This window comes from Pseudomonas sp. 2725 (assembly GCF_050434585.1).
GTDB lineage: Bacteria > Pseudomonadota > Gammaproteobacteria > Pseudomonadales > Pseudomonadaceae > Aquipseudomonas > Aquipseudomonas jessenii.
Map to the genome: position 1 here is coordinate 36909 of NZ_JBNDIV010000003.1, position 23976 is coordinate 60884.

Annotated in this window: 21 protein-coding genes and 2 pseudogenes; 14 read left to right on the top strand and 9 right to left on the bottom strand. The window is 60.9% G+C overall.

Annotated elements, in window-relative coordinates:
• From pqqC to ABIE16_RS08110, 5 genes are all read left to right on the top strand, one after another.
• Positions 1-753 carry a pyrroloquinoline-quinone synthase PqqC gene (gene pqqC, locus ABIE16_RS08090; RefSeq protein ID WP_090454972.1) on the top strand — a complete coding sequence of 251 codons (753 nt, stop codon included), beginning with the start codon at positions 1-3 and terminating at the stop codon, positions 751-753.
• Positions 750-1022 (top strand): pyrroloquinoline quinone biosynthesis peptide chaperone PqqD, encoded by a 273-nt coding sequence (pqqD, locus tag ABIE16_RS08095; RefSeq protein WP_057715190.1) that lies wholly within the window; start codon positions 750-752, stop codon positions 1020-1022. Before pqqC ends, pqqD begins: the two co-directional genes overlap by 4 nt.
• Positions 1000-2142, top strand: a complete 1143-nt coding sequence (gene pqqE / locus ABIE16_RS08100) for a pyrroloquinoline quinone biosynthesis protein PqqE (protein WP_429520852.1) — start codon at positions 1000-1002, stop codon at positions 2140-2142. Before pqqD ends, pqqE begins: the two co-directional genes overlap by 23 nt.
• A gap of 220 nt (positions 2143-2362) precedes the next feature.
• The gene (gene ercA / locus ABIE16_RS08105) at positions 2363-3526 is read left to right on the top strand and encodes an alcohol dehydrogenase-like regulatory protein ErcA (RefSeq protein ID WP_057715188.1); all 1164 of its coding nucleotides are present in this window, start codon (positions 2363-2365) and stop codon (positions 3524-3526) included.
• Positions 3510-5246 (top strand): PAS domain-containing hybrid sensor histidine kinase/response regulator, encoded by a 1737-nt coding sequence (locus ABIE16_RS08110; RefSeq protein WP_090454974.1) that lies wholly within the window; start codon positions 3510-3512, stop codon positions 5244-5246. The genes ercA and ABIE16_RS08110 overlap by 17 nt, the downstream gene beginning before the upstream one ends.
• Here the strand turns inward: ABIE16_RS08110 and ABIE16_RS08115 are convergent.
• A complete protein-coding gene (locus tag ABIE16_RS08115; protein ID WP_429520853.1) occupies positions 5222-6112 on the bottom strand; it encodes an aldose 1-epimerase in 891 nt (296 codons plus the stop codon). The two genes, ABIE16_RS08110 and ABIE16_RS08115, sit on opposite strands and share 25 nt — an antisense overlap.
• A 393-nt stretch (positions 6113-6505) precedes the next feature.
• Here ABIE16_RS08115 and ABIE16_RS08120 point away from each other — a divergent pair, with 393 nt between their 5' ends.
• Positions 6506-7126: a TetR/AcrR family transcriptional regulator gene (locus tag ABIE16_RS08120; RefSeq protein WP_008046717.1), complete on the top strand. Its 621-nt coding sequence runs from the start codon at positions 6506-6508 to the stop codon at positions 7124-7126.
• A 142-nt stretch (positions 7127-7268) separates the two neighbouring features.
• Here the strand turns inward: ABIE16_RS08120 and preA are convergent, their stop codons facing one another.
• The 3 genes from preA to hydA form a co-directional block, all read right to left on the bottom strand.
• The gene (gene preA, locus ABIE16_RS08125; RefSeq protein ID WP_340316197.1) at positions 7269-8543 is read right to left on the bottom strand and encodes an NAD-dependent dihydropyrimidine dehydrogenase subunit PreA; all 1275 of its coding nucleotides are present in this window, start codon (positions 8541-8543) and stop codon (positions 7269-7271) included.
• The gene (locus ABIE16_RS08130) at positions 8544-9911 is read right to left on the bottom strand and encodes an NAD(P)-dependent oxidoreductase (RefSeq protein WP_218498241.1); all 1368 of its coding nucleotides are present in this window, start codon (positions 9909-9911) and stop codon (positions 8544-8546) included.
• Positions 9912-10073: 162 nt separating this feature from the next.
• Positions 10074-11513, bottom strand: coding sequence for a dihydropyrimidinase (hydA, locus tag ABIE16_RS08135; protein ID WP_218498240.1), 1440 nt, complete (start codon positions 11511-11513; stop codon positions 10074-10076).
• 553 nt (positions 11514-12066) lie between these two features.
• Here hydA and ABIE16_RS08140 point away from each other — a divergent pair.
• The 7 genes and pseudogenes from ABIE16_RS08140 (at position 12067) to ABIE16_RS08170 (ending at position 17652) form a co-directional block, all read left to right on the top strand.
• A complete protein-coding gene (locus tag ABIE16_RS08140; protein WP_429520854.1) occupies positions 12067-13551 on the top strand; it encodes an NCS1 family nucleobase:cation symporter-1 in 1485 nt (494 codons plus the stop codon).
• Between the two features lie 148 nt (positions 13552-13699).
• Positions 13700-14983 carry a Zn-dependent hydrolase gene (locus ABIE16_RS08145; RefSeq protein ID WP_429520855.1) on the top strand — a complete coding sequence of 428 codons (1284 nt, stop codon included), beginning with the start codon at positions 13700-13702 and terminating at the stop codon, positions 14981-14983.
• Positions 14984-15077: 94 nt separating this feature from the next.
• Positions 15078-15512: a carboxymuconolactone decarboxylase family protein gene (locus ABIE16_RS08150; protein ID WP_090454979.1), complete on the top strand. Its 435-nt coding sequence runs from the start codon at positions 15078-15080 to the stop codon at positions 15510-15512.
• Between the two features lie 3 nt (positions 15513-15515).
• Positions 15516-16409 (top strand): RNA polymerase sigma factor SigJ, encoded by an 894-nt coding sequence (sigJ, locus tag ABIE16_RS08155; protein WP_429520856.1) that lies wholly within the window; start codon positions 15516-15518, stop codon positions 16407-16409.
• 143 nt (positions 16410-16552) lie between these two features.
• A pseudogene (locus tag ABIE16_RS08160) lies at positions 16553-16978 on the top strand (PAS domain-containing protein); the annotation flags it as partial.
• A 57-nt stretch (positions 16979-17035) separates the two neighbouring features.
• Positions 17036-17170: pseudogene (locus ABIE16_RS08165) on the top strand (response regulator transcription factor); the annotation flags it as partial.
• A 260-nt stretch (positions 17171-17430) separates the two neighbouring features.
• Positions 17431-17652, top strand: a complete 222-nt coding sequence (locus ABIE16_RS08170) for a hypothetical protein (RefSeq protein ID WP_139212678.1) — start codon at positions 17431-17433, stop codon at positions 17650-17652.
• A gap of 144 nt (positions 17653-17796) precedes the next feature.
• On the opposite strand, the gene ABIE16_RS08175 is transcribed toward ABIE16_RS08170, so the two are convergent.
• The 5 genes from ABIE16_RS08175 to ABIE16_RS08195 form a co-directional block, all read right to left on the bottom strand.
• Entirely contained in the window at positions 17797-18564 is a 768-nt protein-coding gene (locus ABIE16_RS08175) for an SDR family oxidoreductase (protein ID WP_150718376.1), read from the bottom strand.
• Between the two features lie 137 nt (positions 18565-18701).
• The gene (locus tag ABIE16_RS08180) at positions 18702-19769 is read right to left on the bottom strand and encodes a phosphotransferase family protein (protein ID WP_429520857.1); all 1068 of its coding nucleotides are present in this window, start codon (positions 19767-19769) and stop codon (positions 18702-18704) included.
• Between the two features lie 144 nt (positions 19770-19913).
• Positions 19914-20879: a 2-hydroxyacid dehydrogenase gene (locus ABIE16_RS08185; protein ID WP_429520858.1), complete on the bottom strand. Its 966-nt coding sequence runs from the start codon at positions 20877-20879 to the stop codon at positions 19914-19916.
• A 182-nt stretch (positions 20880-21061) separates the two neighbouring features.
• On the bottom strand, positions 21062-21649 hold the full coding sequence (locus ABIE16_RS08190; RefSeq protein WP_223502143.1) for a TetR/AcrR family transcriptional regulator: 588 nt from the start codon (positions 21647-21649) through the stop codon (positions 21062-21064).
• Positions 21650-21677: 28 nt separating this feature from the next.
• Positions 21678-22061, bottom strand: coding sequence for a tautomerase family protein (locus ABIE16_RS08195; protein ID WP_429520859.1), 384 nt, complete (start codon positions 22059-22061; stop codon positions 21678-21680).
• Between the two features lie 365 nt (positions 22062-22426).
• Here ABIE16_RS08195 and ABIE16_RS08200 point away from each other — a divergent pair, with 365 nt between their 5' ends.
• Positions 22427-23707, top strand: coding sequence for a serine/threonine transporter (locus tag ABIE16_RS08200; protein WP_057715067.1), 1281 nt, complete (start codon positions 22427-22429; stop codon positions 23705-23707).
• Positions 23708-23976 lie beyond the last annotated feature (269 nt).

Here is a 23976-nt window from a genome sequence, read left to right on the forward strand (position 1 = left end):
ATGACTGACACCCCCATGTCCCCCACAGAATTCGAAGCCGCCCTGCGCGCCAAGGGCGCCTACTACCATATCCACCATCCCTTCCACCAAGCGATGTACGCCGGATGCGCCAGCCGCGAGCAGATCCAGGGCTGGGTCGCCAATCGCTTCTACTATCAGATCAACATTCCCCTGAAGGACGCCGCGATCCTGGCTAACTGCCCGGACCGCGACGTGCGCCGGGAGTGGCTGCAACGGATTCTCGACCACGACGGCGTCCCCGGCAGCGAGGGCGGAATCGAAGCCTGGCTGCGCCTGGGCGAAGCCGTGGGCCTGGATCGCGAGCAGATCCTCTCCCAGGAACTGGTGCTGCCCGGGGTGCGGTTTGCGGTGGACGCCTACGTCAATTTCGCCCGTCGCGCCTGCTGGCAGGAAGCGGCCAGCAGTTCGCTGACCGAACTCTTTGCCCCACAGATCCATCAGTCGCGACTCGACGCCTGGCCGACCCATTACCCGTGGATCGACGTCGCCGGCTACGACTATTTCCGCACGCGCCTGAGTCAGGCGCGGCGCGATGTCGAGCATGGCTTGCGCATTACCCTGGCGCACTACGTGACGGCCGAGGGGCAACAACGCATGCTGGAGATCCTGCAATTCAAGCTCGATGTGCTGTGGAGCATGCTCGATGCCATGAGCATGGCCTACGAACTTGCACGCCCGCCTTATCACACTGTCACCGGCGACAACGTCTGGCATCGGGGGATCGCCCTGTGAGCCTGATCAATCGCCAGCAGTCACCGGCCTTGCGTCGTGGTTTTCGACTGCAATGGGAGCCCCGTCAGGATTGCCACGTGCTGCTGTACCCCGAAGGCATGATCAAGCTCAACAGCAGCGCCGGGCAGATTCTCGACCTGGTGGATGGCCAGCGCAGCGTGGCGGCGATTATTGATCGATTGAGCGCGAATTTCCCCGGCGTACCCGGGATCGACGAAGACGTGCTGGCGTTTCTGGAGGTGGCCCATGCGCAATTCTGGATCGAGTGAGACGCTGCCCGGAGCGCCGCTGTGGCTGCTCGCCGAGCTGACTTACCGCTGTCCGTTGCAATGCCCGTATTGCTCCAATCCGTTGGACTTTGCCCGGCACGGTGAGGAACTGGGCACGGAAGAATGGATCCGCGTATTCCGCGAAGCGCGGGACATGGGCGCCGCGCAATTGGGCTTTTCCGGTGGCGAGCCGCTGGTACGTCAGGACCTCGCCGAGTTGATCAAGGCCGCGCGAGACATGGGTTACTACACCAATTTGATCACTTCGGGCATCGGTTTGACCGAGCAGAAGGTGCGCGACTTCAAGGTGGCCGGGCTGGACCATATCCAGATCAGCTTCCAGGCCGCCGACGAAGCGGTGAATAACATGCTGGCCGGCTCGCGCAAGGCCTTTGCCCAGAAACTCGCGATGGCCAGGGCGGTGAAGGCCCAGGGCTATCCGATGGTGCTGAACTTCGTCACCCATCGGCACAACATCGACCGGATCGCGCAGATCATCGAGTTGTGCCTGGAGCTGGAAGCGGATTTCGTCGAATTGGCCACGTGCCAGTTCTATGGCTGGGCTGAACTCAACCGCGTCGGCCTGTTGCCCACCCGCGAGCAATTGCAACGTGCCGAGCGCATCACCAACGAGTACCGCGAACGGCTTGAAGCACAGGGCCACCCGTGCAAGCTGATCTTCGTCACCCCGGACTACTACGAGGAACGCCCCAAGACCTGCATGAACGGCTGGGCCAACCTGTTTCTCGACATCACCCCCGACGGCACGGCCTTGCCTTGCCACAGCGCCCGGCAGTTGCCGGTAGCGTTTCCCAACGTGCGCGAGCACAGCCTCTCGCACATCTGGAACGACTCGTTCGGCTTCAATCGTTTTCGCGGCGATGAGTGGATGAAGGAGCCGTGCCGCTCCTGCGATGAAAAGCACAAGGACCTGGGCGGGTGCCGCTGCCAGGCTTTCATGCTGACTGGCGATGCCAGCAATGCCGACCCGGTGTGCAGCAAGTCGCCGCACCACGGCGTGATCCTCAAGGCCCGCGAAGAAGCCGAGGTGCCAGGGATGGGGATCGAACACCTGACGCTGCGCAATGCGAAGACTTCGCAGCTGATCTATCGCGGTTAGTCTGGCGACATAAATCCCCTGTGGGAGCGAGCTTGCTCGCGATGAGGTCGGCACAATCAACATTGATGTCGACTGTGATGCAGCTATCGCGAGCAAGCTCGCTCCCACAGGGGGCTGCGGCGTTCGCAGAATAGGGCGGATGACCTTGGTCTGATTGCATTCGCAGCTGGATGGTTTAGTGTGGTTTCTACCTTCCAAAACAATAAAAACAGGCTTTCCAATGAGCCAGAGTCTCAACCAGCTGCGCAAGTTCGTTTCCCCTGAAATCATCTTCGGTGCCGGTAGCCGGCACAGTGTCGGCAATTACGCCAAGACCTTTGGCGCACGCAAGGTGCTGGTGGTCAGCGATCCCGGCGTGATCGCCGCCGGCTGGGTCGCCGATGTCGAGGCCAGCCTGCAAGCGCTGGGCATCGAATACTGCCTGTACAGCGATGTCTCGCCCAACCCACGGGTCGAAGAGGTGATGCTCGGTGCCGAGATGTACCGGGAAAACCACTGCGACGTGATCGTCGCCGTCGGTGGTGGCAGCCCGATGGACTGCGGCAAAGGCATCGGCATCGTCGTCGCCCATGGCCGCAGCATTCTCGATTTCGAGGGCGTGGACACCATCCGCGTGCCCAGCCCGCCGCTGATCCTGATTCCGACCACCGCCGGCACCTCGGCCGATGTCTCGCAATTCGTGATCATTTCCAATCAGCAGGAGCGCATGAAGTTCTCCATCGTCAGCAAGGCCGTGGTGCCGGACGTTTCGCTGATCGACCCGGAAACCACCCTGAGCATGGACCCGTTCCTGTCGGCCTGTACCGGCATCGACGCGTTGGTGCATGCCATCGAAGCCTTCGTGTCCACCGGCCACGGGCCGTTGACCGACCCCCATGCGCTGGAGGCGATGCGCCTGATCAATGGCAATCTGGTGCAAATGATCGCCAACCCGACCGACATCGCCCTGCGCGAGAAGATCATGCTCGGCAGCATGCAGGCCGGGCTGGCGTTTTCCAACGCCATCCTGGGCGCCGTGCATGCCATGTCCCACAGCCTCGGCGGCTTTCTGGACCTGCCCCACGGCCTGTGCAACGCGGTGCTCGTCGAGCATGTGGTGGCCTTCAATTACAACTCGGCACCGGAGCGCTTCAAGGTGATCGCCGAGACCTTCGGCATCGACTGCCGAGGCCTGAATCACCGGCAGATCTGTGGGCGCCTGGTCGAACACCTGATCGCCCTCAAGCACGCCATCGGCTTTCACGAAACCCTCGGTTTGCATGGCGTCAGGACCTCGGATATTCCGTTCCTGTCGCAGCATGCGATGCACGATCCGTGCATCCTGACCAACCCGCGCGAATCCAGCCAGCGTGATGTCGAGGTCGTCTATGGCGAAGCCCTCTGACGAGCAACAACGCGCCCTGGCCGGGCTGCTGGGGCTGGGCAGCCATTCGGCGCGCAAGAGTCATTACCCGGAACTGGCCGCGCGCCTGGATGATCTGGAAGCCGAGCGTAACCGCTACAAGTGGCTGTTCGAAAACGCGGTGCACGGTATCTTCCAGGCCAGCCTGCACGATGGCATGCGTGCCGCCAACCCGGCGCTGGCACGCATGCTTGGCTATCAGGACCCGCAGGAGGTGCTGTTCTCCCTGACCGACCTGGCCGGCGCCCTGTTTGTCGACGGCGCGCAGGAGCTGGAAAACATCGGCGAGATCCTCAGGCACCAGCGCAGCCTGCACGGCTATGAAACCCGCTTGCGCCGCAAGGACGGCAGCCATCTCGATGTGTTGATGAACCTGCTGCTCAAACCTGGCCAGGAAGGGCTGGTGGAGGGGTTCGTTTCCGATATCACCGAGCGCAAACAGGCCCAGCAACGCCTGCAGCAACTCAATGACGAACTGGAGCTGCGCGTCGTCGCGCGCACCAATGAACTGCTCGAAGCCAACCGCAACCTTCAGCAGCAGATCACCCAGCGTAAACAGATCGCCAAGGCCTTGCGCGATGCCCGCGATGCCGCCGAGGCCGCCAATCACAGCAAGGACAAATACCTCGCCGCCGCCAGCCACGACCTGCTGCAACCGCTGAACGCCGCGCGGTTGCTGGTTTCGACCTTGCGCGAACGCCAATTGCCGGAAGCCGAACAGGTGCTGGTGGAGCGCACTCACCAGGCCCTGGAAGGGGCCGAAGACCTGTTGACGGATCTGCTCGACATTTCCCGGCTCGATCAGGCCGCGGTCAAGCCGGACATCGCGTCGTACCGCCTCGATGAACTGCTGGGGCCGCTGGTGTCGGAGTTCCAGTCCGTCGCCCAGGCGGCCGGCTTGAACCTGCGGGTGCGCATGGCCGATTACGCCATCAGCACCGACTTGCGCCTGATGACGCGGATCCTGCGCAACTTCCTCAGCAATGCCTGCCGCTATACCGATGAAGGCAGCATCCTGCTGGCGGTAAGGCGTCGGGGCGAGATGCTGCGCCTGGAGGTCTGGGACACCGGGCGTGGCATCGCCGCCGACCGGCTCGATTCGATCTTCCTCGAGTTCAACCAACTGGATGTCGGTCGCGCCGCCGACCGCAAGGGCGTGGGCCTGGGGCTGGCGATTGTCGAGCGCATCGCCAAGATCCTTGGCTATAAAGTCGGCGTGTACTCGTTGCCGGGGCGGGGTTCGATGTTCAGCATCGAGGTGCCGATATCCGACGAGGTTCCGTTGCCCGTGAGCCAGGCGGTACCACAACCGGGCACCGGCAATCCGCTGCCGGGCCGCCGTCTGCTGGTGATCGACAACGAAGTGAGCATTCTCGAAAGCATGGGCGCGTTGCTCGGGCAGTGGGGCTGCGACGTTCTGGTCGCCACCGATGAAGCGGCTGCACTGGCAGCGTTACGCGGACAAGCGCCGGAGCTGATTCTCGCGGACTATCACCTCGATCACGGGGTGGTCGGCTGTGATGTGGTGCGACATTTACGCGAGCATTTCCACCAGGACATTCCCGCGGTGATCATTACCGCCGACCGCACCGACCAATGTCGGCGTGCGTTGCAGCGGCTCAACGCACCCTTGCTGAACAAACCGGTGAAGCCTGGCAAGTTGCGAGCGGTATTGAGTCAACTGTTGGGAGCATCTGCCTGAAGCGGTCGAAACTGCAGGGTGAAACCCAGTTCGGTGGATTGGCCCTGTTCCAGCAAACGCAACCCCGGCCGACCGGGCAGGTGGTGCGCGTTGACCGGATGGCTCACCGGTTCGATGCAGAAAAACTCCAGGCCCACGGGGCAGTACAGCAGGTAGTAATCGCTGCCGGTGGCCTGGCAGTCGAGCGTGTAACCAAGATCCGCTTGCTCGATCAGGCAGTGACCGTTCCATTCGCAGAAGCCGTTGTCCACCAGCAATTCGGGCAATGCCTTCAGATGCTGGAAATCCCACTCGAGCGGCAATGCGCTGAGTTCTGTCGGCAGTTTTGCCCTGTCGCACAACCACACATGCCGGGCGGGTGCCTGTAGTCGGGTGTTCGCGGTGCGCGGCAGATACGGATGCAATCCCAGGCCATGCCACGCAGCGTGCTCGGCCAGGTGGGTGACGTGCAGTTCGATGCTCAGCTTGCCCGCGCTCAAATGGAAACGTTGCCGGGCGCGATAAGCGAAGGGGGTTGTGCCGTCGAGTTGCAGGACCACTTCATTTTCCGACCGGGAAACCATGTCCCACGCCTGCTGCCAGGCGCTGCCGTGAATCGGCAGGGGATCGGTGAGGCTGTTGGGCGCCAGTGCCAGCCAGCCATCGGGGCAATCGAAACCGCCATCGGCGATGCGGTTGGACCAGGGGATCAAGGGAAAGCAGCCGAGTTTGCCGGGCAGGCCGGTGTTCAGGGCATGGGCATCACTGTGGCGCAACAAGGGCTGTCCGGTGCTGCGCACCGTCCAGTTGACGATGCTGGCGCCAAGCCCCGGTGCGAGGGTGAGGCGGGTGAATTCGTCTTCAAGTTCGATCAGTGTTAGCGACATGTTGACCTGCTGTGTGATTTTCAAGGCTTGCACCGTTCCCTGTGGCGAGGGGGCTTGCCCCCGTTGGGTCGCGAAGCGGCCCCTACGACTTTCAGGCATATCGAGGAGTCTATATTTACGACTGCTGCGCAGCCTAACGGGGGCAAGCCCCCTCGCCACAAAAGCTCGCTCCCACAAGGGATTGGATTGTCAGCTGGAAATCATCGGCGGCAGCGTGCCGAGCAGGGCCGCGACGGTCAGGGTTTTCTTGAGCAACATCGTGGGTACCTCAGGCAGTTTCCAAGTGCGCAGAGTTTAGCTTTACGACAGTGGCTGCACGAAGTTTCGTTTTCCCCTGTCGCCGCGATCCAGAGCGGATGCTAGTCTTGCTCAACGTTGTTGTCGGGGATCCGCATGGGCAATCACAAGATCGAGATTCGTCGCAGTAACGTCGAAAAAATCCTGCTGGGGGCGGAAAAAGTCTTCGCTGAAAAGGGCTTTGGCAGCACCGCCATGGCCGACATCGCCGCTGAAGTACAACTGCCGCGCTCCAACCTGCACTACTACTTCAGCACCAAGACCGAGTTGTACAGCGCCGTGCTGTTCGACTTGCTGGAAGTCTGGAAGCAGGATGCGCTGTGCTTCGAGATGTTCGATGACCCGCGTGTGGTGCTCAGCAGCTACATCCGCGCCAAGATGAACCATTCCCGCAGCCGGCCCTATGGCTCGAAAGTCTGGGCCAACGAAATCATCCATGGCGCGCCGACCCTCGGCGAAGCGCTGGATGCGAGCCTGTACGACTGGGCCAAGATGAAGGAAGCGAAAATCCGCCAGTGGGTGGACGACAAACGCATCCTGCCGGTGGAGCCCTCGAGCCTGCTGTACATGATCTGGGCCTCGACCCAGCACTACGCCGACTTCGATCACCAGGTGAACATTCTCAACGACCATCAGCCGCTGTCGGACATGCAGTTCGAGAAAGCGGTGCAGACGGTGACCAGTGTGATTTTGCGGGGGATCGGGTTGGAGCCTTGAGATTTGTGCTGCAGTGGCCGGCCTCATCGCGAGCAAGCTCGCTCCCACAGGGATCATTGGTGTACTCAGGTTTGATGTACGACACAAATCCACTGTGGGAGCGAGCTTGCTCGCGATAGCGTCAGTTCAGGCGCCGCGGACCTCAAGGACCGACGTGATACGGATTCCTCGGATCATGATTCCAGTCCAGGAACGGCTTGCCGGTCTCCACCGGCACCATCTCGATGCAGTCCTGCACCGGGCAGGTGATCTGGCACAGGTTGCATCCCACACACTCCTCATCGATCACTTGATACTTGTGAGTGCCATCCGCTTGCTTGAGGCTGGCCACGGCCTGGTGCGAGGTGTCCTCACAAGCGATATGGCAGCGACCGCAACCGATACAAGCCTCCTGATCAATCTTCGCGATCACCTGGTAGTTGATGTCCAGGTACTTCCAGTCCGTGGTGTTGCCCACCGCGCGACCGGAAAACTCCGAAATGCTGGCATAGCCCTGACTGTCCATCCAGCGTGACAAGCCGTCCTTCATGTCTTCGACAATCCGGAAGCCATGCAGCATCGCCGCCGTGCAGACCTGCACCGAGCCACTGCCGAGCGCGATGAATTCCGCCGCATCGCGCCAGTTGCCAATGCCGCCGATCCCGCTGATCGGCAGGCCCTGGGTCTGCGGGTCGCGGGCGATTTCGGCGACCATGTTCAAGGCAATCGGCTTGACGGCCGAGCCGCAGTAACCGCCGTGGGTGCTTTGGCTGCCGACCATGGGATTGGCGACCATGCGTTCGAGGTTAACGCTGGTGATCGAGTTGATGGTGTTGATCAATGACACCGCATCGGCACCACCACGGTGGGCGGCGCGGGCGGCGACACGGATGTCGGTGATGTTCGGCGTGAGCTTGACGATCACCGGCAGCGAGCAATACGTTTTGCACCAGCGGGTGACCTGTTCCACGTATTCCGGCACCTGGCCGACCGCCGCGCCCATGCCGCGTTCCGGCATGCCGTGGGGGCAACCGAAGTTCAGCTCGATGCCGTCGGCGCCAGTGGCTTCCACCAGCGGCAGGATGTGTTTCCAGGATTCTTCGACGCAGGGCACCATCAAGGACACGATCAGCGCACGGTCCGGCCAGTCCTTTTTGACCTGGGTGATCTCCCGCAGGTTGATCTCCAGCGAGCGGTCGGTGATCAGCTCGATGTTGTTAAAGCCCAGCACCTCCCGGTTAGCCCCGAAGTGTGCCGAGTAGCGCGAAGACACGTTCACCGCCGCCGGGTCTTCACCCAGGGTTTTCCAGACTACGCCGCCCCAGCCGGCCTCGAAGGCGCGGACCACGTTGTAGGCCTTGTCGGTCGGTGGCGCGGAGGCCAGCCAGAATGGATTGGGTGCTTTGATGCCGGCGAAGACAATCGACAGATCGGCCATTTACGCAGCCTCCACGTTGAGCATCAGTTGAGCGTTGATCGCCTCGGCGGCGCGCTTGCCATGCTGCACGGCTTGCACGGTAAGGTCTTGATCGAGGCTGGTGCAGTCGCCGCCGGCATACACGCCGGGGATGCTGGTGCGCAGTTGCTCATCGACTTCGATGCGTTCGCCCTGACGCTTGAGTTCTCGGGCCAGCGGATCGCTGAGGGCGCTGCCGTCGAAGGTCTGGCCGATGGCCTTGAAGATCGCGTCGGCGGCCAGTTCGAAGGTTTCACCGGTGGTTTGCAGGCGGTCTTCCACCAGACGGGTGCGGGCGAAACGCATGCCGCGCACGCGGCCATGGTCATCGAGCAGCACTTCTTCGGGTTGAGCCCAGGTCATCAGCCGCACCTGATTGGCCTTGGCAATCTCCTGTTCGTGATGGGTGGCCCCCATGTCCTCGATGCCACGGCGGTAAACCAGATTCACATCGTGGGCGCCGAGGCGGGCCATTTGCACCGCCATGTCGATGGCGGTGTTGCCTGCGCCGAGGACAATGCAGTGGTCGGCCAGGGGCAGTTGGCTCAGGTCATCGGCCTGGCGCAGTTCACGGATGTAGTCGGTGGCGGCGAGCAGGCCGGGCGCGTCTTCGTGGGCCAACCCTAGCTGTTTGCTGGCATTGAGCCCGAGGCCGAGGAACACCGCATCGAACTGTTGCTGCAGTTCACTGAGGGTCAGGTTCTCACCGAGTTTCTGCCCGTGGCGGATTTCGATGCCGCCAATCTCCAACAGGAACTCAAGTTCCTTTTGCGCGTAGTCATCCACCAGTTTGTATTTGGCGATTCCGTACTCGTTGAGGCCGCCAGCCTTTTCCCGCGCCTCGAAAATCACCACGTCATGCCCGTGCATGGCACTGCGGTGGGCGCAGGACAAACCGGCCGGACCGGCACCCACCACGGCGATGCGTTTGCCGGTGGCGGCAGCACGCTGGAAGGGGTGCGTGCTGAAATGGGCGTTGTCCACGGCGTAACGTTGCAACAGGCCGATCATGACCGGCGCGCATTCGTGAGTGTTGTTGCGCACGCAGGCCTGCTGGCAAAGAATCTCCGTCGGGCACACCCGGGCGCAACTGCCACCGAGGATGTTGGCCGAGAGGATTTTCTGCGCGGCGCCTTGCACGTTGTCCTGCGCAATGTTGCGGATGAACGAGGGAATGTCGATCTCGCTCGGACAGGCATTCACGCAGGGCGCGTCGTAGCAATACAGGCAGCGCGAGGCTTCCAGGTGCGCCTGGCGCTCGTTGAGCGGCGGCGCCAGATCGGTGAAGTGGCCGGCGAGGGCGACCGCATTCTCAACGGGATGCGGGAGGTGGTCCAGGGTCTTGATCACGGTTTTGGCCTCACGGTTATTTGAGGTGCTGCCTCTGAATGGGCATTGTTTTTTGTGTTGTCTGTGCGGGCCTCATCGCGAGCAAGCTCGCTCCCACAGGGATCTCGGGTGTTCACAAAACCTGTGGGAGCGAGCTTGCTCGCGATAGGCCGAAGGCCGCTCTCAGCGTTTCACGGCAACCGGCTGATTCAACTCGGCCCGCTTGCTCAGCAAATCAAACACCGCCGGATACGCCGGTCGTTCGATGTAGCGCCCGGCCCCGCGTTCGGCCCGCAGGTCGCCGTCGGCCCAGACCACGCGGCCCTGGCTGATGGTGTGGCTGGGCACGCCGCGCACGGTCTTGCCTTCGAAGATGTTGAAGTCCACCTGCTGATGGTGGGTCTTGGCGGAAATGGTCCGCGTGCCTTGCGGGTCCCACAGCACCAGGTCGGCATCGGCACCCACACGAATCGCGCCTTTGCGTGGGTAGAGGTTGAAGATCTTCGCCGTGTTGGTGGACGTCAGCGCGACGAATTGCTGCATCGAAAAGCGTCCGCTGTTCACACCTTCATCCCACAACACCGCCATGCGGTCTTCGATGCCGGCGGTGCCGTTGGGGATCTTGCTGAAGTCGTCGCGGCCAGCGGATTTTTGCTCGGCGCAGAAGCAGCAGTGGTCGGTGGCGGTGGTGTGCAGGTTGCCCGATTGCAGGCCATGCCAGAGCGCTTCCTGATGGCCACGAGGGCGGAACGGCGGGCTCATCACGTAACCGGCGGCGGTTTGCCAGTCCGGATCGCGGTAGACGCTGTCGTCCAGCAGCAGGTGCCCGGCCAGTACTTCGCCGTAGACCGGCTGGCCCTTGCCCCGGGCGTAGGTGATTTCGTCCAGGGCTTCCTTGGTCGAGACGTGAACCAGGTACAGTGGCGTGCCCAGGGTTTCGGCGATGCGGATCGCCCGGCTCGCGGCCTCGCCCTCAACCTGTGAAGGCCGCGACAGCGGATGCGCTTCCGGTCCGGTGATGCCCTGGGCCATCAGCTTGCGTTGCAGGTGATACACCAGTTCACCGTTTTCCGCATGAACGGTCGGCACCGCGCCCAGTTCCAGGCAGCGTTCGAAACTCGCCACCAGGGTGTCATCGGCGGCCATGATCGCGTTCTTGTAGGCCATGAAATGCTTGAAGCTGTTGACGCCGTGCTGGCTGACCAGTTCGGCCATTTCCTCGCGGACCTGTTCGCTCCACCAGGTGATGGCGACGTGAAAGCCATAGTCCGACGCCGACTTCTCGGCCCAGCCGCGCCACTGATGGAAGGCTTCGAGCAAGGATTGCTGCGGGTTGGGAATCACGAAGTCGATGATCGACGTGGTGCCGCCGGCCAGTCCGGCCGCCGTGCCGCTGTAGAAGTCTTCGCTGGCCACGGTGCCCATGAAGGGCAGTTGCATGTGGGTGTGCGGGTCGATTCCGCCGGGCATCAGGTATTGGCCGCTGCCGTCGAGCACTTCGGCGCCTGCAGGTACATCGAGATTTTCGCCGATGGCCTTGATCACGCCGTCTGCGCAATACACATCGGCGCGATAACTTTCATCATGGGTAATAAGGGTGGCGCCACGGATCAACAGAGACATTCCGAGTTCCTCGCAGGCAATGACCGGTTTATGCCGGTTCTAGATGTTCTATATAAAAACAGCCCGGTCAGATTTATTCCTGTCAGTGCTGTCAGGATTAAACGCTAGCTGCAGTTATCCGAATCGGCAAGAATATTTTTTATAAGCTTATGCAGGTATTAACTAATTGATATTTAAAGATTAATTACAAGAATCACCAAAATGGTGAGGCCGTTCACCATTTTGACGCACTTGACAGGATCGAAAAATAGTCAAGATTTCTTATGTGAAATCAGCTGTTTGAGTATGGTCTATGGTTGATGCGCAGCCATTGAAAAAAAGATCAACGCACCAGATTGAGTCCTGACTGTCAGGACAACTTGTCTGGCATTCGGCCTGAGTGGCATGACATGCAACTGAGGACTGCATCGTTGACTGCATAAAACTGATAAACATCAGTTGCTTACAGAGTGTTTATGGAACTGCCCGATGCGTAATCGGGGCACCCGGCACGTTTATTGATGCCGCCAGCCCCCGATGAGCAAAAAATAATTCAAAGAACAGTGGAGCGGCCATGCAACAGATCAGATCGCAAGTGACCGAGCGCGACGGCTTGTTCGAGCTTGAAGCCGGCAGCGATGTCCTCGACAGTCCCCGTTACAACCACGACATTGCACCGACCAAGGTGCGCGAACGCACCTGGAACAAATGGCACATCACGGCGCTGTGGGTAGGCATGGCGATCTGCGTGCCGACCTACACCCTTGGTGGTGTGCTGACCGCGTACTTCGGCCTGACCGTCGGTGAAGCGCTGCTGGCGATTCTGTTTGCCAACATCATCGTGCTGATTCCCCTGACGCTTAACGCCTTTCCCGGCACCAAATACGGTATTCCCTTTCCGGTGTTGCTGCGCTCGTCCTTCGGCGTGCTCGGCTCCAACATTCCGTGCCTGATCCGCGCCCTGGTGGCGTGTGGCTGGTTCGGCATCCAGACCATGTTCGGCGGCCTGGCGATTCACCTGTTCCTCGGCTCGGTGTTCGAGGGCTGGAAGTCCCTGGGCGGCACCGGTGAGGTCATCGGCTTCATGGTGTTCTGGGCGCTGAACCTGTGGGTGGTGATTCGCGGTGCCGAGTCGATCAAATGGCTGGAAACGCTCTCGGCACCGCTGCTGGTGCTGGTGGGGGTTGGGTTGTTGGTGTGGGCCATGCCCAACGTGTCGATGACCGAGTTGCTGGCGATCCCGGCCAAGCGCCCCGAAGGCGCGGGCGTGGCCAGTTACTTCGCGGCCGGGCTGACCGCGATGGTCGGGTTCTGGGCCACGCTGTCGCTGAACATCCCCGACTTCAGCCGCTACGCGAAAAGCCAGAAGGACCAGATCGTCGGGCAGATCATCGGCCTGCCACTGACCATGTTCCTGTTTGCCTCCCTGGGCGTGGTGATGACCGCCGCCTCAGTGAAGCTGGTGGGCGTGACGGTGTCCGACCCGGTGACCCTGATCGGCCATATCCAGAGTCCGGTCTGGGTGGCGCTGGCCATGGCGCTGATCATCATCGCCACGCTGTCGACCAACACCGCGGCCAACATCGTATCGCCCACCAACGATTTCCAGAACATCGCACCCAAGGCGATCAACCGGACCAAGGCGGTAATCCTCACCGGGCTGGTCGGACTGGCGCTGATGGCCCATGAACTGCTGAAAAAGCTCGGCCTGATCGTTTCCGATCTCAGCCTGGAAACGGTCTATTCCAACTGGTTGCTCGGCTATTCCAGCCTGCTGGGGCCGATCGCCGGGATCATGGTGGTGGACTATTTCCTGATCAAGAAGCAGCAACTGGACCTCGCCGGCCTGTACCGCGATGACGTGTATCCGGCGTGGAACTGGAGCGGGTTCATCGCGTTTGGTGTGCCGGTGGTGCTGACGCTGCTGTCCCTGGGCAGCGACGCGTTCAGCTGGTTCTACAGCTATGGCTGGTTCACCGGCTCGGCGCTGGGTGGGGTTATTTATTACGGGTTGAGTGTGATGCGGCCCAGCCCATCAATAGCTAAAACTGCGGTGTAAGGGAGGGCCTCATCGCGGGCAAGCCCGCTCCCACAGGTTTTGTGAACACCCGAGAACCCTGTGGGAGCGGGCTTGCCCGCGATGGCGGCCTCAAGTTCACCAACGAATTGCCTGAAGAAACACACAAGAACAGCCTGAGGAAATCATCATGAACGCGGCCGTAGACGTTCTGCAGTCCAGCCATCAGCACATCAACCGCGACCGCCTGTGGCAATCGCTCATGGAACTGGCCAGGCTCGGCGCCACGGTCAAGGGCGGCGTGTGTCGCCTGGCCCTGACCGATCTGGATCGCCAGGCCCGGGACATCTTCGTCAAATGGTGTATCGATGCCGGCTGCATCGTGAGCATCGACGCCGTCGGCAACATCTTCGCCCGTCGCCCCGGGCGCAATCCCGACCTGCCACCGGTGATGACCGGCAGCCACATCGACACCCAGCCCACCGGCGGCAAGTTCGATGGCTGCTTCGGTGTGCTGGCCGGCGTCGAAGTGCTGCGTACCCTCAACGACCTCAACATCGAAACCGAAGCGCCGCTGGAAGTGGTGGTCTGGACCAACGAAGAAGGCTCGCGCTTCGCCCCGTGCATGATGGGTTCCGGCGTGTTCGCGGAAAAATTCACCCTCGAGGAAACCTTGGCCAAGGTCGATGCCGAGGGCGTGACGGTGGGGCAGGCACTGAATGCCATTGGTTACGCCGGGCCGCGCAAAGTCAGCGGCCACAAAGTCGGCGCCTACTTTGAAGCCCACATCGAGCAAGGCCCGATACTGGAAGACGAACGCAAGACCATAGGCGTGGTCATGGGCGCCCTCGGGCAGAAATGGTTTGACCTCAAGCTGCGCGGCGTCGAAGCCCACGCCGGCCCGACTCCGATGCACCTGCGCAAGGACGCCCTGGTCGGCGCCGCGGTGATCGTCGGAGCGCTCAACCGCGCCGCGCTCAGCCATCAACCCCATGCCTGCGGCACCGTCGGTTGCCTGCAAGCCTATCCCGGCTCGCGCAACGTCATCCCCGGCGAAGTGCGCATGACCCTGGACTTCCGGCACCTGGAACCGGCGCGCCTGGACTCGATGATTGCCGAAGTGCGTGAAGTCATCGAAACCACCTGCGACGAACACGGCCTGACCTTCGAACTCACGCCAACGGCCGACTTCCCACCGCTGTACTTCGACAAGGGGTGCGTCGAAGCGGTACGCGGCGCCGCCCAAAGCCTGGGCCTGTCGCATATGGACATTGTCAGCGGCGCGGGCCACGACGCAATCTTCCTCGCCGAACTCGGCCCGGCCGGGATGATCTTCGTGCCGTGCGAAGGCGGCATCAGCCACAACGAAATCGAAAATGCCGCGCCGGATGACCTGGCGGCCGGGTGTGCGGTGCTGTTGCGGGCAATGCTGGCGGCTTCGGCGGCGATTGCGAAGGGAGAGTTGGCTGCTTGAACCGAGTGACGTGCGCTGAATGAATCAGCGCACGTCACAAACCCCAACCCTCAATCGTCATCCTGTTGAATCCCTCAATCAGTGGAGCAACACGATGTCGTCCAACACCCAAGCGGTCAACCTGCTGCAATCGATTCCACAGGTTTTCGAAAGCCTGACCCAGGTTCATGTCGCGCTCGATCAGCATGATCTTGATCCAGGCCTCAAGCACTTGATCCACCTGCGCGCCTCGCAGATCAACCAATGCGGTTTTTGCGTGAAGATGCACACCCGCGAAGCCCGGGAAGCCAATGAAACCAACGAGCGTCTGGATCGCCTGATCGTCTGGCGTCACGTCAGTGATTTCAGCGCTGCGGAGCGCGCCGCGCTGGCGTGGACCGAAGCCTTGACGATACTGGATGAAAAAACCGATTACGCCAGCCTGCGCGGTGAACTGAGGGCGTACTTCAATGACGAACAGATCGGCGCCTTGACGGCCGAGATCGGCATGATCAACCTGTGGAACCGCTTGCAGGTGTCGAGGCACTGATTGATGAACTGCGCTGAAAACGCCGCCACTGTGTTCGAACAGCGGCGGCCCTTTTTGCTTGGTCTGGCCTATCGCATTCTCGGTTCGCGCGCCGAAGCCGAAGATGCGGTGCAAGAGTTGTTCATCAAGTGGCTGGAGGCCGACCGGGCCTCCATCGCCACGCCGGCCGCCTGGTTTACCACCGCGTGCACTCGCCATTGCATTGACCTGCTACGGTCGGCGCACAAGTCCCGGGTAGATTACATCGGTACCTGGCTGCCGGAGCCGATCCACACGGCGCATCAGGATTCACCCGAGCACATGCATGAACTGGCTTCGTCGCTGTCCACCGCGTTCGTGTTGTTGCTGGAGCGGCTGACACCCAAGGAGCGTGCCGCGTACCTGCTGTACGAAATCTTCGACATGGATTACCCGCAGGTTGCCGATGCGGTCGGGGTGCAGGAAGCCGCTTGCCGCAAACTGGTGTCTCGGGCCAAGGCGAGTCTTGGCAGTGCCCAGACCCGCTATCAACCGGAACCTGTGCGCCAAAACCAGTTGCTCAGTGCCTTTCACAACGCCATCACCAGTGGTTCCACGGCGAACTTGAGCGAGATGCTGAGCGAAGACGTCGAACTCTGCGCCGACAGCGGCGGCAAGGCTTCGGCGATCCGTGAAACGCTGTTTGGCATCGAAAGCGTGCTGGATTTCATTGGTCAGTCGTTGCACGCCTATTGGCAAACCTGTGAATGGCTGCCCGTTGAAATCAATGGTGCACAAGGCGTCATCATCAAGGCCGACGGTGTTATCACCGCGTCGATGACGTTTGCTTTCGATGAAACCGGGCGGGTGAATCGGGTTTTCATCATGCGTAATCCGGACAAGTTGGCGGGGCTTGACGCGTCCTTTAACGTGCAATAGTCAAAGGACCACCGGCCCTCCAGGCTTTTCGCTGACCTACTCAACCGCTTTCGCGAGCAAGCCCGCTCCCACAAGGTTCGTTGCACTAACCAAAACTCCGGCGGTCGTATTCTTCACAGGGGCACCATACTTGTGGAGTCGAAATGAGCCAGCACGTCCTTTCCACGGAGGCCAATCGTCGCCAGTTGCAGCAAATCATCGCCTGCTTGTCCGACGGGGTGATTCTGCTCGATCCCGACCAGAGCATCCTGTGGGCCAACGAGGCGGCGCTGGCCATGCACGGTGCCTCGCAGATCAGCGACCTGGGCAGCAACGCCAAGGCCTATGTCAAACGCTTCGCCCTGCGTTATCGCAACAATCACCTCGTGCCGGCCGACAGCTACCCGATCAGTCGGGTGGCCCGTGGCGAGACGTTCAGCGATGTGCTGGTGGAGGTGACATCGGCGGGGAACGAAGCGTACACCTGGGTCCATCGCGTGCGCAGCCTGGTATTGGTTGACGGCCGTGGCAAACCGGAGTCGCTGGTCTTGATCATGGACGATGTCACCGACCGGGCCAGCACTGGGCAACTAACCGCCCGTGAGCGCGATGTACTGGGTCTGATCTGCGAAGGCCTGGCCGACAAGGACATCGCCGCGCGCCTGAAACTGGCACCGAACACAGTGCGCAACCATGTGGCGACGGTGTACTCCAAGCTCAATGTGCACAGCCGCAGCGAGGCGATTGTCTGGGCGCGGGAGCGGGGGACTGTTCTCTGGTGAATCCCGGTCGAAGGGGCAGGGTTAACCTACAAACGCACTATCGGTCACCGCATTGATCGAAGAACTGCGTTACGAACTGGACAGCAATTCCTTGCAGCGCCCTGATTCGGTGATGTAAGAACTGTCAGCTTTTACGGATACTGGTCACGGATTGGGCTATAAATGATTCGCAGATATTTATTTTTTTGACAGGTGCATGGATTTTGCGCGCCGGTTTTGTTGTCACAAAAAAGTGTCTATCACTTATCGCGGGTCAACCTATGAAAACTCTTGGGAAACGCGTTATCTCACCCTTGTCGCTGGCATTCTGCGTGGCGATCCTCGGCGGCTGTGCCAGTCCGCCACCCCCTCCAGCGGTCACTCCACCACCTCCTGAACGCACCTGCCAGGCCATGGATAAAACCGATGTCCTGGGCGATGTACGGGCTGAAGACGGGCAGGTGACCCGAGTCACTACCACGACTCGTTGCGTCACGCAGTAAGCCCGGACGCTGCGATGTGCAACAACCCCGACTGTGGGAGCGAGCTTGCTCGCGATAGCGGCGTATCAGTCGACATCGATGTTGAATCTGATAACGCCATCGCGAGCAAGCTCGCTCCCACAGGGATTTGTGCTGTTCAGACGATCAGGACAGGAAGCCGCCATCCACATTCAGCGAAATGCCGGTGGTGTAGCTGGAAGCATCGCTGGCCAGGTACAACACTGCGCCGGCCATTTCGCTTGGGTCAGCCACGCGCTTGAGCGGGATCTGTTGCAAAGCGGTGTTCAGGATGGCTTCGTTTTTCACCAGTGCAGAGGCGAACTTGGTGTCGGTCAGACCCGGCAGCAAGGCATTGCAGCGAATCCCGAATTGCGCACATTCCTTGGCGAAGACTTTGGTCATGTTGATCACCGCCGCCTTGGTCACCGAGTAGATGCCCTGGAAGATACCCGGTGAAACACCGTTGATCGACGCCACGTTGATGATGCTGCCGCCGCCGTTTTCGCGCATCAGCTTGCCGGCTTCGACCGACATGAAGAAGTAGCCGCGGATGTTCACGTCGACGGTTTTTTGAAAGGCGCTGAGGTCGGTGTCCAGCACGTTGCAGAACTGCGGGTTGGTCGCGGCGTTGTTGACCAGGATGTCCAGGCGCCCGAACTGTTCCTTGATGCCGGCGAAGACCTGGCTGATCTGTTCCATCTCGCCGATGTGGCAGGCAATGGCGGTGGCCTTGCCGCCGGCGGCGATGATCGCGTCGGCGACGTGCTGGCAGCCTTCAAGCTTGCGGCTCGACACGATCACGTGGGCGCCTTGCTGGGCCAGTAGTTTGGCGATGGCTTCACCGATGCCACGGCTGGCGCCGGAGACGAAAGCGATCTTGCCGTCGAGGTCGAACAACTGAGTCTTGGACATGGGATTCCCTTATGAAAAGTCTTGTTATCGAGTCAAATGCCGTGTTGCGGCTAATGCTGTTCAGTTGAGTCCAGTCAGTGCGCGTTATCGTTCACGGTCTTCGCGCGCAGGCTTGCTCCTACAGGGATCGCATATGGTCAGAGGCTGGATTTCGAGATGACCTGCAAGCTCATCTGCTCCAGCAGCTTGTTCATGTGAATGAACTGCGCGAAGCGTTTGTCCTGGGTCTGGCCATGGTAGAAGCGGTAGTAGATCTGCTGCACGATGCCGGCCAGGCGGAACAGGCCGTAGGTGTAGTAGAAGTCGAAATTGTCGATGCGGATGCCCGAACGTTCGGCATAGTAATCGACGAACTCGCGGCGGGTGAGCATGCCCGGCGCGTGGCTCGGCTGGCGGCGCATCATCTGCACCGGCGCCGGATCATCGGCTTCGATCCAGTAGGCGAGGGTGTTGCCCAGGTCCATCAGCGGATCGCCCAGGGTGGTCAGTTCCCAGTCGAGCACGCCGATGATCTGCATCGGGTTGTTCGGGTCGAGGATCACGTTGTCGAAGCGGTAGTCGTTGTGCACGATGCTGGAGGTCGGATGGTCGGCCGGCATCTTGTCGTTGAGCCAGGCCTTGACCGCTTCCCATTGTGGCGCATCGGGGGTCAGGGCCTTTTCGTAGCGATCGCTCCAGCCTTTGATTTGTCGTGCCACGTAGCCTTCGGGTTTACCCAGGTCACCCAGGCCGTAGGCGTTGTAGTCGACGCGATGCAGTTCCACGAACTTGTCGATGAAACTCTTGCACAGGGCTTCGGTTTTCGCCGAATCCAGGCCCAGCTCCGGCGGCAGGTCCGAGCGCAGGATGATGCCGTTGACCCGTTCCATGACATAGAACTCGGCACCGATCACCGATTCGTCGATGCAGTGCACGTAGGCTTTCGGGCAGTACGGAAAACCGTCGCGCAGTTGATTGAGGATGCGAAATTCACGGCCCATGTCGTGGGCCGACTTGGCCTTGTGGCCGAAGGGCGGGCGACGCAGGACGAATTCCTGTTCGGGGTATTCCAGCAAGTAAGTGAGGTTTGAAGCGCCGCCCGGAAACTGGCTGATCCGTGGCAAGCCGCTGAGCCCTGGAATATGGGCCTTGAGGTACGGATCGATCAGGCCGGCATCGAGCTCTTCGCCGGTGCGGATACGGGTGGACTGGTCGTTAAGCGCCATGCTTATCCCTTCTGCTTATTCTGGAGGCCTGAAACTATTGGCTAATCTAATGCGCACACTGCACACCTACAACCGCGAACGGCTCTTATAGGTGAGCGTGTTGCCGGCCAATCATTGTTTTTGATACAGCTGTTTGAATCGCCATCACTGGGCGAGCCGGCTCTCGGCCGACGGCAGTTCGATTGGCGTGAGCACCGGTTGGCCGGAGAAAAACGCCACGAGGTTTTTGCCCACCATTTCGACGGTGCCCTGGGTGGCTTCCGGGGACAGCCCGGCGACATGGGGGGTGAGGATCACGTTGCTCAGGGTCTTGAGTGCATCCGGCACCTTCGGTTCGGCGTCGAACACGTCGAGTGCGGCGCCGGCGATCCGGCGTTGTTCAAGGGCGCTGATCAGGTCGGTGGTGACGATCACGCTGGCGCGGGCGATGTTGACGATGAACCCGTTGGGACCCAGGGCATCAAGGACCGCTTTGTTGATCAGGTGTCTGGTCCCGAGACCACCGGGGGTCGCGACGATCAAAAAGTCCGAAGCACGGGCCAGTTCAGTGGGGGTGGAGCAGAAGGTGTAGGGCACATCGCTGCGATGCTGGCGATTGTGGTAACTCACCGCCATGTCGAAGCCACTGGCCGCGCGTTTGGCGATGGCCATGCCGACGGCACCGAGGCCGAGGATGCCCAGGCGTTTGCCAGCGAGGGAAGGACGCATGATCTTCGGCCACTCACCGCGCCGAACGGCGGCATCACAGCGGGGTATGTCGCGCACCAGCGACAGCAGCAGCGCCATCGCATGGTCGGCGACGGACGAGGCATTGACCCCGGCGCCATTGGTGACGGTGATGCCCCGGTTCGCTGCGGCCTGCAGGTCGACGTGTTCATAGCCGGCGCCAATCACGCAGATGATCTTGAGGTTGGGCAGGGCGGCGATTTCATCGGCATACAGCCCCAACGGGCCACGGGTGAGGACGGCGTCGATCTGCCCGGCGTGGCGGGCAATGGCTTCGGCGCGCTCGGCGGGCGTCGGGGCCAGGATCAGGTGAAAGCCCTGATGTTCGAGGATAGGCAGGTACTCATTGATGGTTTCAACCAGTACCAGAACGGTTACAGGCATGCTTGGCTCCCTGTGGGCATCGAAAAATCGGCTCGAACGTCACTTGAGATTGCTGATTTCAGGGCGGCTTGGCAACCACCAGCGATCGCAGTCCGTGGCAGCTCCTGCGCCATTGTGGACACTGCGCTGAGTGTAGGGGCTGGTAATGCCTGCGATCTTTTTATTGCGTGGGGGCGGGCGATTTACTTCGACGGCGTGAGGGCGGCCCGGGCAGCTTCGAGAATTTCATCCGATAGCGGGTCGCCTCGGGTGGCCCGGGACAACATCAGGGCACCGAACATCAGCGAATACTGCACCAGCGCCTGCTGCCGTTTGCCGGCTTCGTCCTCTGCGTCCAGCAGCGAGCCAAGGGAATCGAGCAGGTTGTTCAGGCCTTGCAGATAGGTTTGGCGCAGTCCGCTCTCGGCGGCCTCATGGCACATGTCCCCGGCAAAGGCCACCACCGGGCAGCTGTCGCCCGGCTTGTCCCGGCTTTCGTTGGACAGGTAGGTTTCGACCACGGCACGGCGGGCGGCGTCCTTGCTGTCATGCTCGGCCACCCGTCCTGACCAGCGTTGCGCGGCCTGCTCGAAAGCCCGGCCGCTGGCCTCTTGCGCCAGGGCCTCCCTGGATTCGAAGTGCCCGTAGAAGCCACCGTGGGTCAGGCCCGCGGCGGCCATCACATCGACCACGCTGATCCCGTGCAAGCCGCGTTCACGAAACAGCCGGGTGGCGGCATCGACGATGGTCTCGCGGTTGAGGTCGGCTTGTTTGCGGGAAACTCGGGGCATGGGTCATTCTCGGTTTGCAGGTGGACTATCAGAGGGCGTATTGGGCAATCCCGTTGCCGAACGACCAGTTCTCTTTTTTCACTTCCACCAGATTGATGAAAACGTCTTCCAGGCGCACCGCCAGCTCTGCATTAAGGCTTTCGGCGATGGTTTTGTAGAGGTTTTTTTTCTGCTCCAGGGTTCGCCCTTCGTTGAGGGTGATCTGGATGACGACCAGGTTATCGGTGCGGTTGATGCCCAGATACTCGGGATCAAAGATGAAATGCTTCTCGTCGTGTTCGGCCAGGATCTGGAAGTTGTCGTGTTCAGGCACGCCAATGGTCTGGCGCATGGCGGCATAGATCAGTTGTCCGATGCGTCTGGCGTGGGTGGGGTCCCGGTGTTTTCGGATGTCGACGCGAACCAGTGGCATGGGCAGACTCCAGAAGGAATGCAGGTCGGTTAAAAATACATGATGGTGAACCTTTATCAAGTGTCCCATGCTTTCTGGCGATGAAACGTAGCCTCGAAAACACTGCAATTCCTTGTGGGAGCGAGCTTGCTCGCGATAGCGGTGTGTCTGGCAAGTGGTTGTTGGATGTGCCGCAGCTATCGCGAGCAAGCTCGCTCCCACAGGGGACTTTCGCCTACCTGGTACCACCGTTCCTCACCTAAGTCTTTGCTTCTGCTCACTAATCCTCCAGAATCGCGCCCCTGTTTCGGCCGGGCGCCGCCTGTCGGGTATTCCGACGCGTCCTGGCCGGGTGGCAAGTGACCGGAATGTGGAGATCCCACCGGATGAATGATCAGGCCAATAGCGTTAACGAACGCTATGTAGACGCGACACCTGCGACGCTTACGAGCTGGAATCGCCAAGACACCACCTGGATGCTGGGCCTGTTTGGCACGGCGATTGGTGCCGGAACCCTGTTTTTGCCGATCAACGCAGGCCTGGGCGGTTTCTGGCCGCTGCTGATCCTGGCGTTGCTGGCGTTTCCGATGACGTTCTACGCACACCGCGGGCTGACCCGTTTCGTGTTGTCCGGTCGCGAAGGCGCCGACATCACTGAAGTGGTGGAAGAACATTTCGGCATCAAGGCCGGCGCGCTGATCACGCTGTTGTACTTCTTCGCGATCTTCCCGATCCTGCTGATCTACAGCGTGGCGCTGACCAACACCGTGGGCAGTTTCCTTGAACATCAATTGCACATCACGCCGCCACCGCGCGCCGTGTTGTCGCTGGTGCTGATCCTTGGCCTGCTGGCCGTGGTGCGCTGCGGCGAGCAAATGATCGTCAAGGCCATGAGCCTGATGGTTTACCCGTTCATCGTGGCGCTGCTGTTTCTGGCGGTGTACCTGATTCCGCACTGGAACGGCGGCATTCTCGCCACCGCGAGCCAAGTGCCTGCGCCGTCGGCGCTGCTGCATACCCTGTGGCTGGCGATTCCGGTGATGGTGTTCTCGTTCAACCACTCGCCGATCATCTCGGCGTTTGCGGTCGACCAGAAGCGTCGTTATGGCGAACACGCCGAGGAACGCAGCTCGCAGATCCTGTCCCGTGCCCATCTGTTGATGGTAGTGATGGTGCTGTTCTTCGTCTTCAGTTGCGTGCTGACCCTGTCGCCAGCGCAACTGGCTGAAGCCAAGGCGCAGAACCTGTCGATCCTGTCGTACCTGGCCAACCACTTCAGCAATCCGACCATTGCCTTCGCGGCGCCGTTGATTGCCTTCGTGGCCATTTCCAAGTCGTTCCTGGGGCACTACATCGGCGCCAGCGAAGGCCTCAAGGGCCTGATCGTCAAGAGCGGCAAGCGTCCGTCCGCCAAGGCCCTGGACCGTATGACCGCCGCGTTCATGCTGGTGGTGTGCTGGATCGTCGCTACGCTGAACCCGAGCATCCTCGGCATGATCGAAACCCTCGGTGGCCCGGTGATCGCGGCGATCCTGTTCCTGATGCCGATGTACGCCATCCGCAAGGTGCCGGCGATGGCACGCTATCGCGGTCAGGCGTCCAATGTCTTCGTGACGGCGGTGGGCCTGGTGGCGATTTCGGCGTTGGTCTATTCGCTGAGTGCGTGATTGCTGTTTGATTTGCTGAGTAAATAACGGCTGATCCGGTTTTCGGGTCGGCCGTTTTTTTTGGGGGGGGGTATTCGATCGCTGTAGGAGCGAGCCTGCTCGCGAAAAACGCCGGGACACCGCGGGGATTCAGACAGCCTGCGTTATCGTTGACGACCATCGCGAGCAGGCTCGCTCCTACAGAGGTTCGGGGACCTCAGCCAGAGCCAGGTCGGCTCGCGGAACAAATAGCAGCCATTACTCCAGAAACGGATATACACACAAAAAAC

Excerpts from the sequence above, each read along its gene's own strand:
- pqqE (WP_429520852.1), top strand. The coding sequence starts at position 1,000 with ATGCGCAATTCTGGATCGAGTGAGACGCTGCCCGGAGCGCCGCTGTGG.
- ABIE16_RS08150 (WP_090454979.1), top strand. The coding sequence starts at position 15,078 with ATGTCGTCCAACACCCAAGCGGTCAACCTGCTGCAATCGATTCCACAG.
- ABIE16_RS08195 (WP_429520859.1), bottom strand. The coding sequence starts at position 22,061 with ATGCCACTGGTTCGCGTCGACATCCGAAAACACCGGGACCCCACCCAC.
- ABIE16_RS08180 (WP_429520857.1), bottom strand. The coding sequence starts at position 19,769 with ATGGCGCTTAACGACCAGTCCACCCGTATCCGCACCGGCGAAGAGCTC.
- sigJ (WP_429520856.1), top strand. The coding sequence starts at position 15,516 with ATGAACTGCGCTGAAAACGCCGCCACTGTGTTCGAACAGCGGCGGCCC.
- ABIE16_RS08145 (WP_429520855.1), top strand. The coding sequence starts at position 13,700 with ATGAACGCGGCCGTAGACGTTCTGCAGTCCAGCCATCAGCACATCAAC.
- ABIE16_RS08115 (WP_429520853.1), bottom strand. The coding sequence starts at position 6,112 with ATGTCGCTAACACTGATCGAACTTGAAGACGAATTCACCCGCCTCACC.
- ABIE16_RS08175 (WP_150718376.1), bottom strand. The coding sequence starts at position 18,564 with ATGTCCAAGACTCAGTTGTTCGACCTCGACGGCAAGATCGCTTTCGTC.
- hydA (WP_218498240.1), bottom strand. The coding sequence starts at position 11,513 with ATGTCTCTGTTGATCCGTGGCGCCACCCTTATTACCCATGATGAAAGT.
- ABIE16_RS08190 (WP_223502143.1), bottom strand. The coding sequence starts at position 21,649 with ATGCCCCGAGTTTCCCGCAAACAAGCCGACCTCAACCGCGAGACCATC.
- pqqC (WP_090454972.1), top strand. The coding sequence starts at position 1 with ATGACTGACACCCCCATGTCCCCCACAGAATTCGAAGCCGCCCTGCGC.
- ABIE16_RS08185 (WP_429520858.1), bottom strand. The coding sequence starts at position 20,879 with ATGCCTGTAACCGTTCTGGTACTGGTTGAAACCATCAATGAGTACCTG.
- ABIE16_RS08140 (WP_429520854.1), top strand. The coding sequence starts at position 12,067 with ATGCAACAGATCAGATCGCAAGTGACCGAGCGCGACGGCTTGTTCGAG.
- ABIE16_RS08200 (WP_057715067.1), top strand. The coding sequence starts at position 22,427 with ATGAATGATCAGGCCAATAGCGTTAACGAACGCTATGTAGACGCGACA.
- ercA (WP_057715188.1), top strand. The coding sequence starts at position 2,363 with ATGAGCCAGAGTCTCAACCAGCTGCGCAAGTTCGTTTCCCCTGAAATC.
- ABIE16_RS08170 (WP_139212678.1), top strand. The coding sequence starts at position 17,431 with ATGAAAACTCTTGGGAAACGCGTTATCTCACCCTTGTCGCTGGCATTC.
- preA (WP_340316197.1), bottom strand. The coding sequence starts at position 8,543 with ATGGCCGATCTGTCGATTGTCTTCGCCGGCATCAAAGCACCCAATCCA.
- ABIE16_RS08120 (WP_008046717.1), top strand. The coding sequence starts at position 6,506 with ATGGGCAATCACAAGATCGAGATTCGTCGCAGTAACGTCGAAAAAATC.
- ABIE16_RS08110 (WP_090454974.1), top strand. The coding sequence starts at position 3,510 with ATGGCGAAGCCCTCTGACGAGCAACAACGCGCCCTGGCCGGGCTGCTG.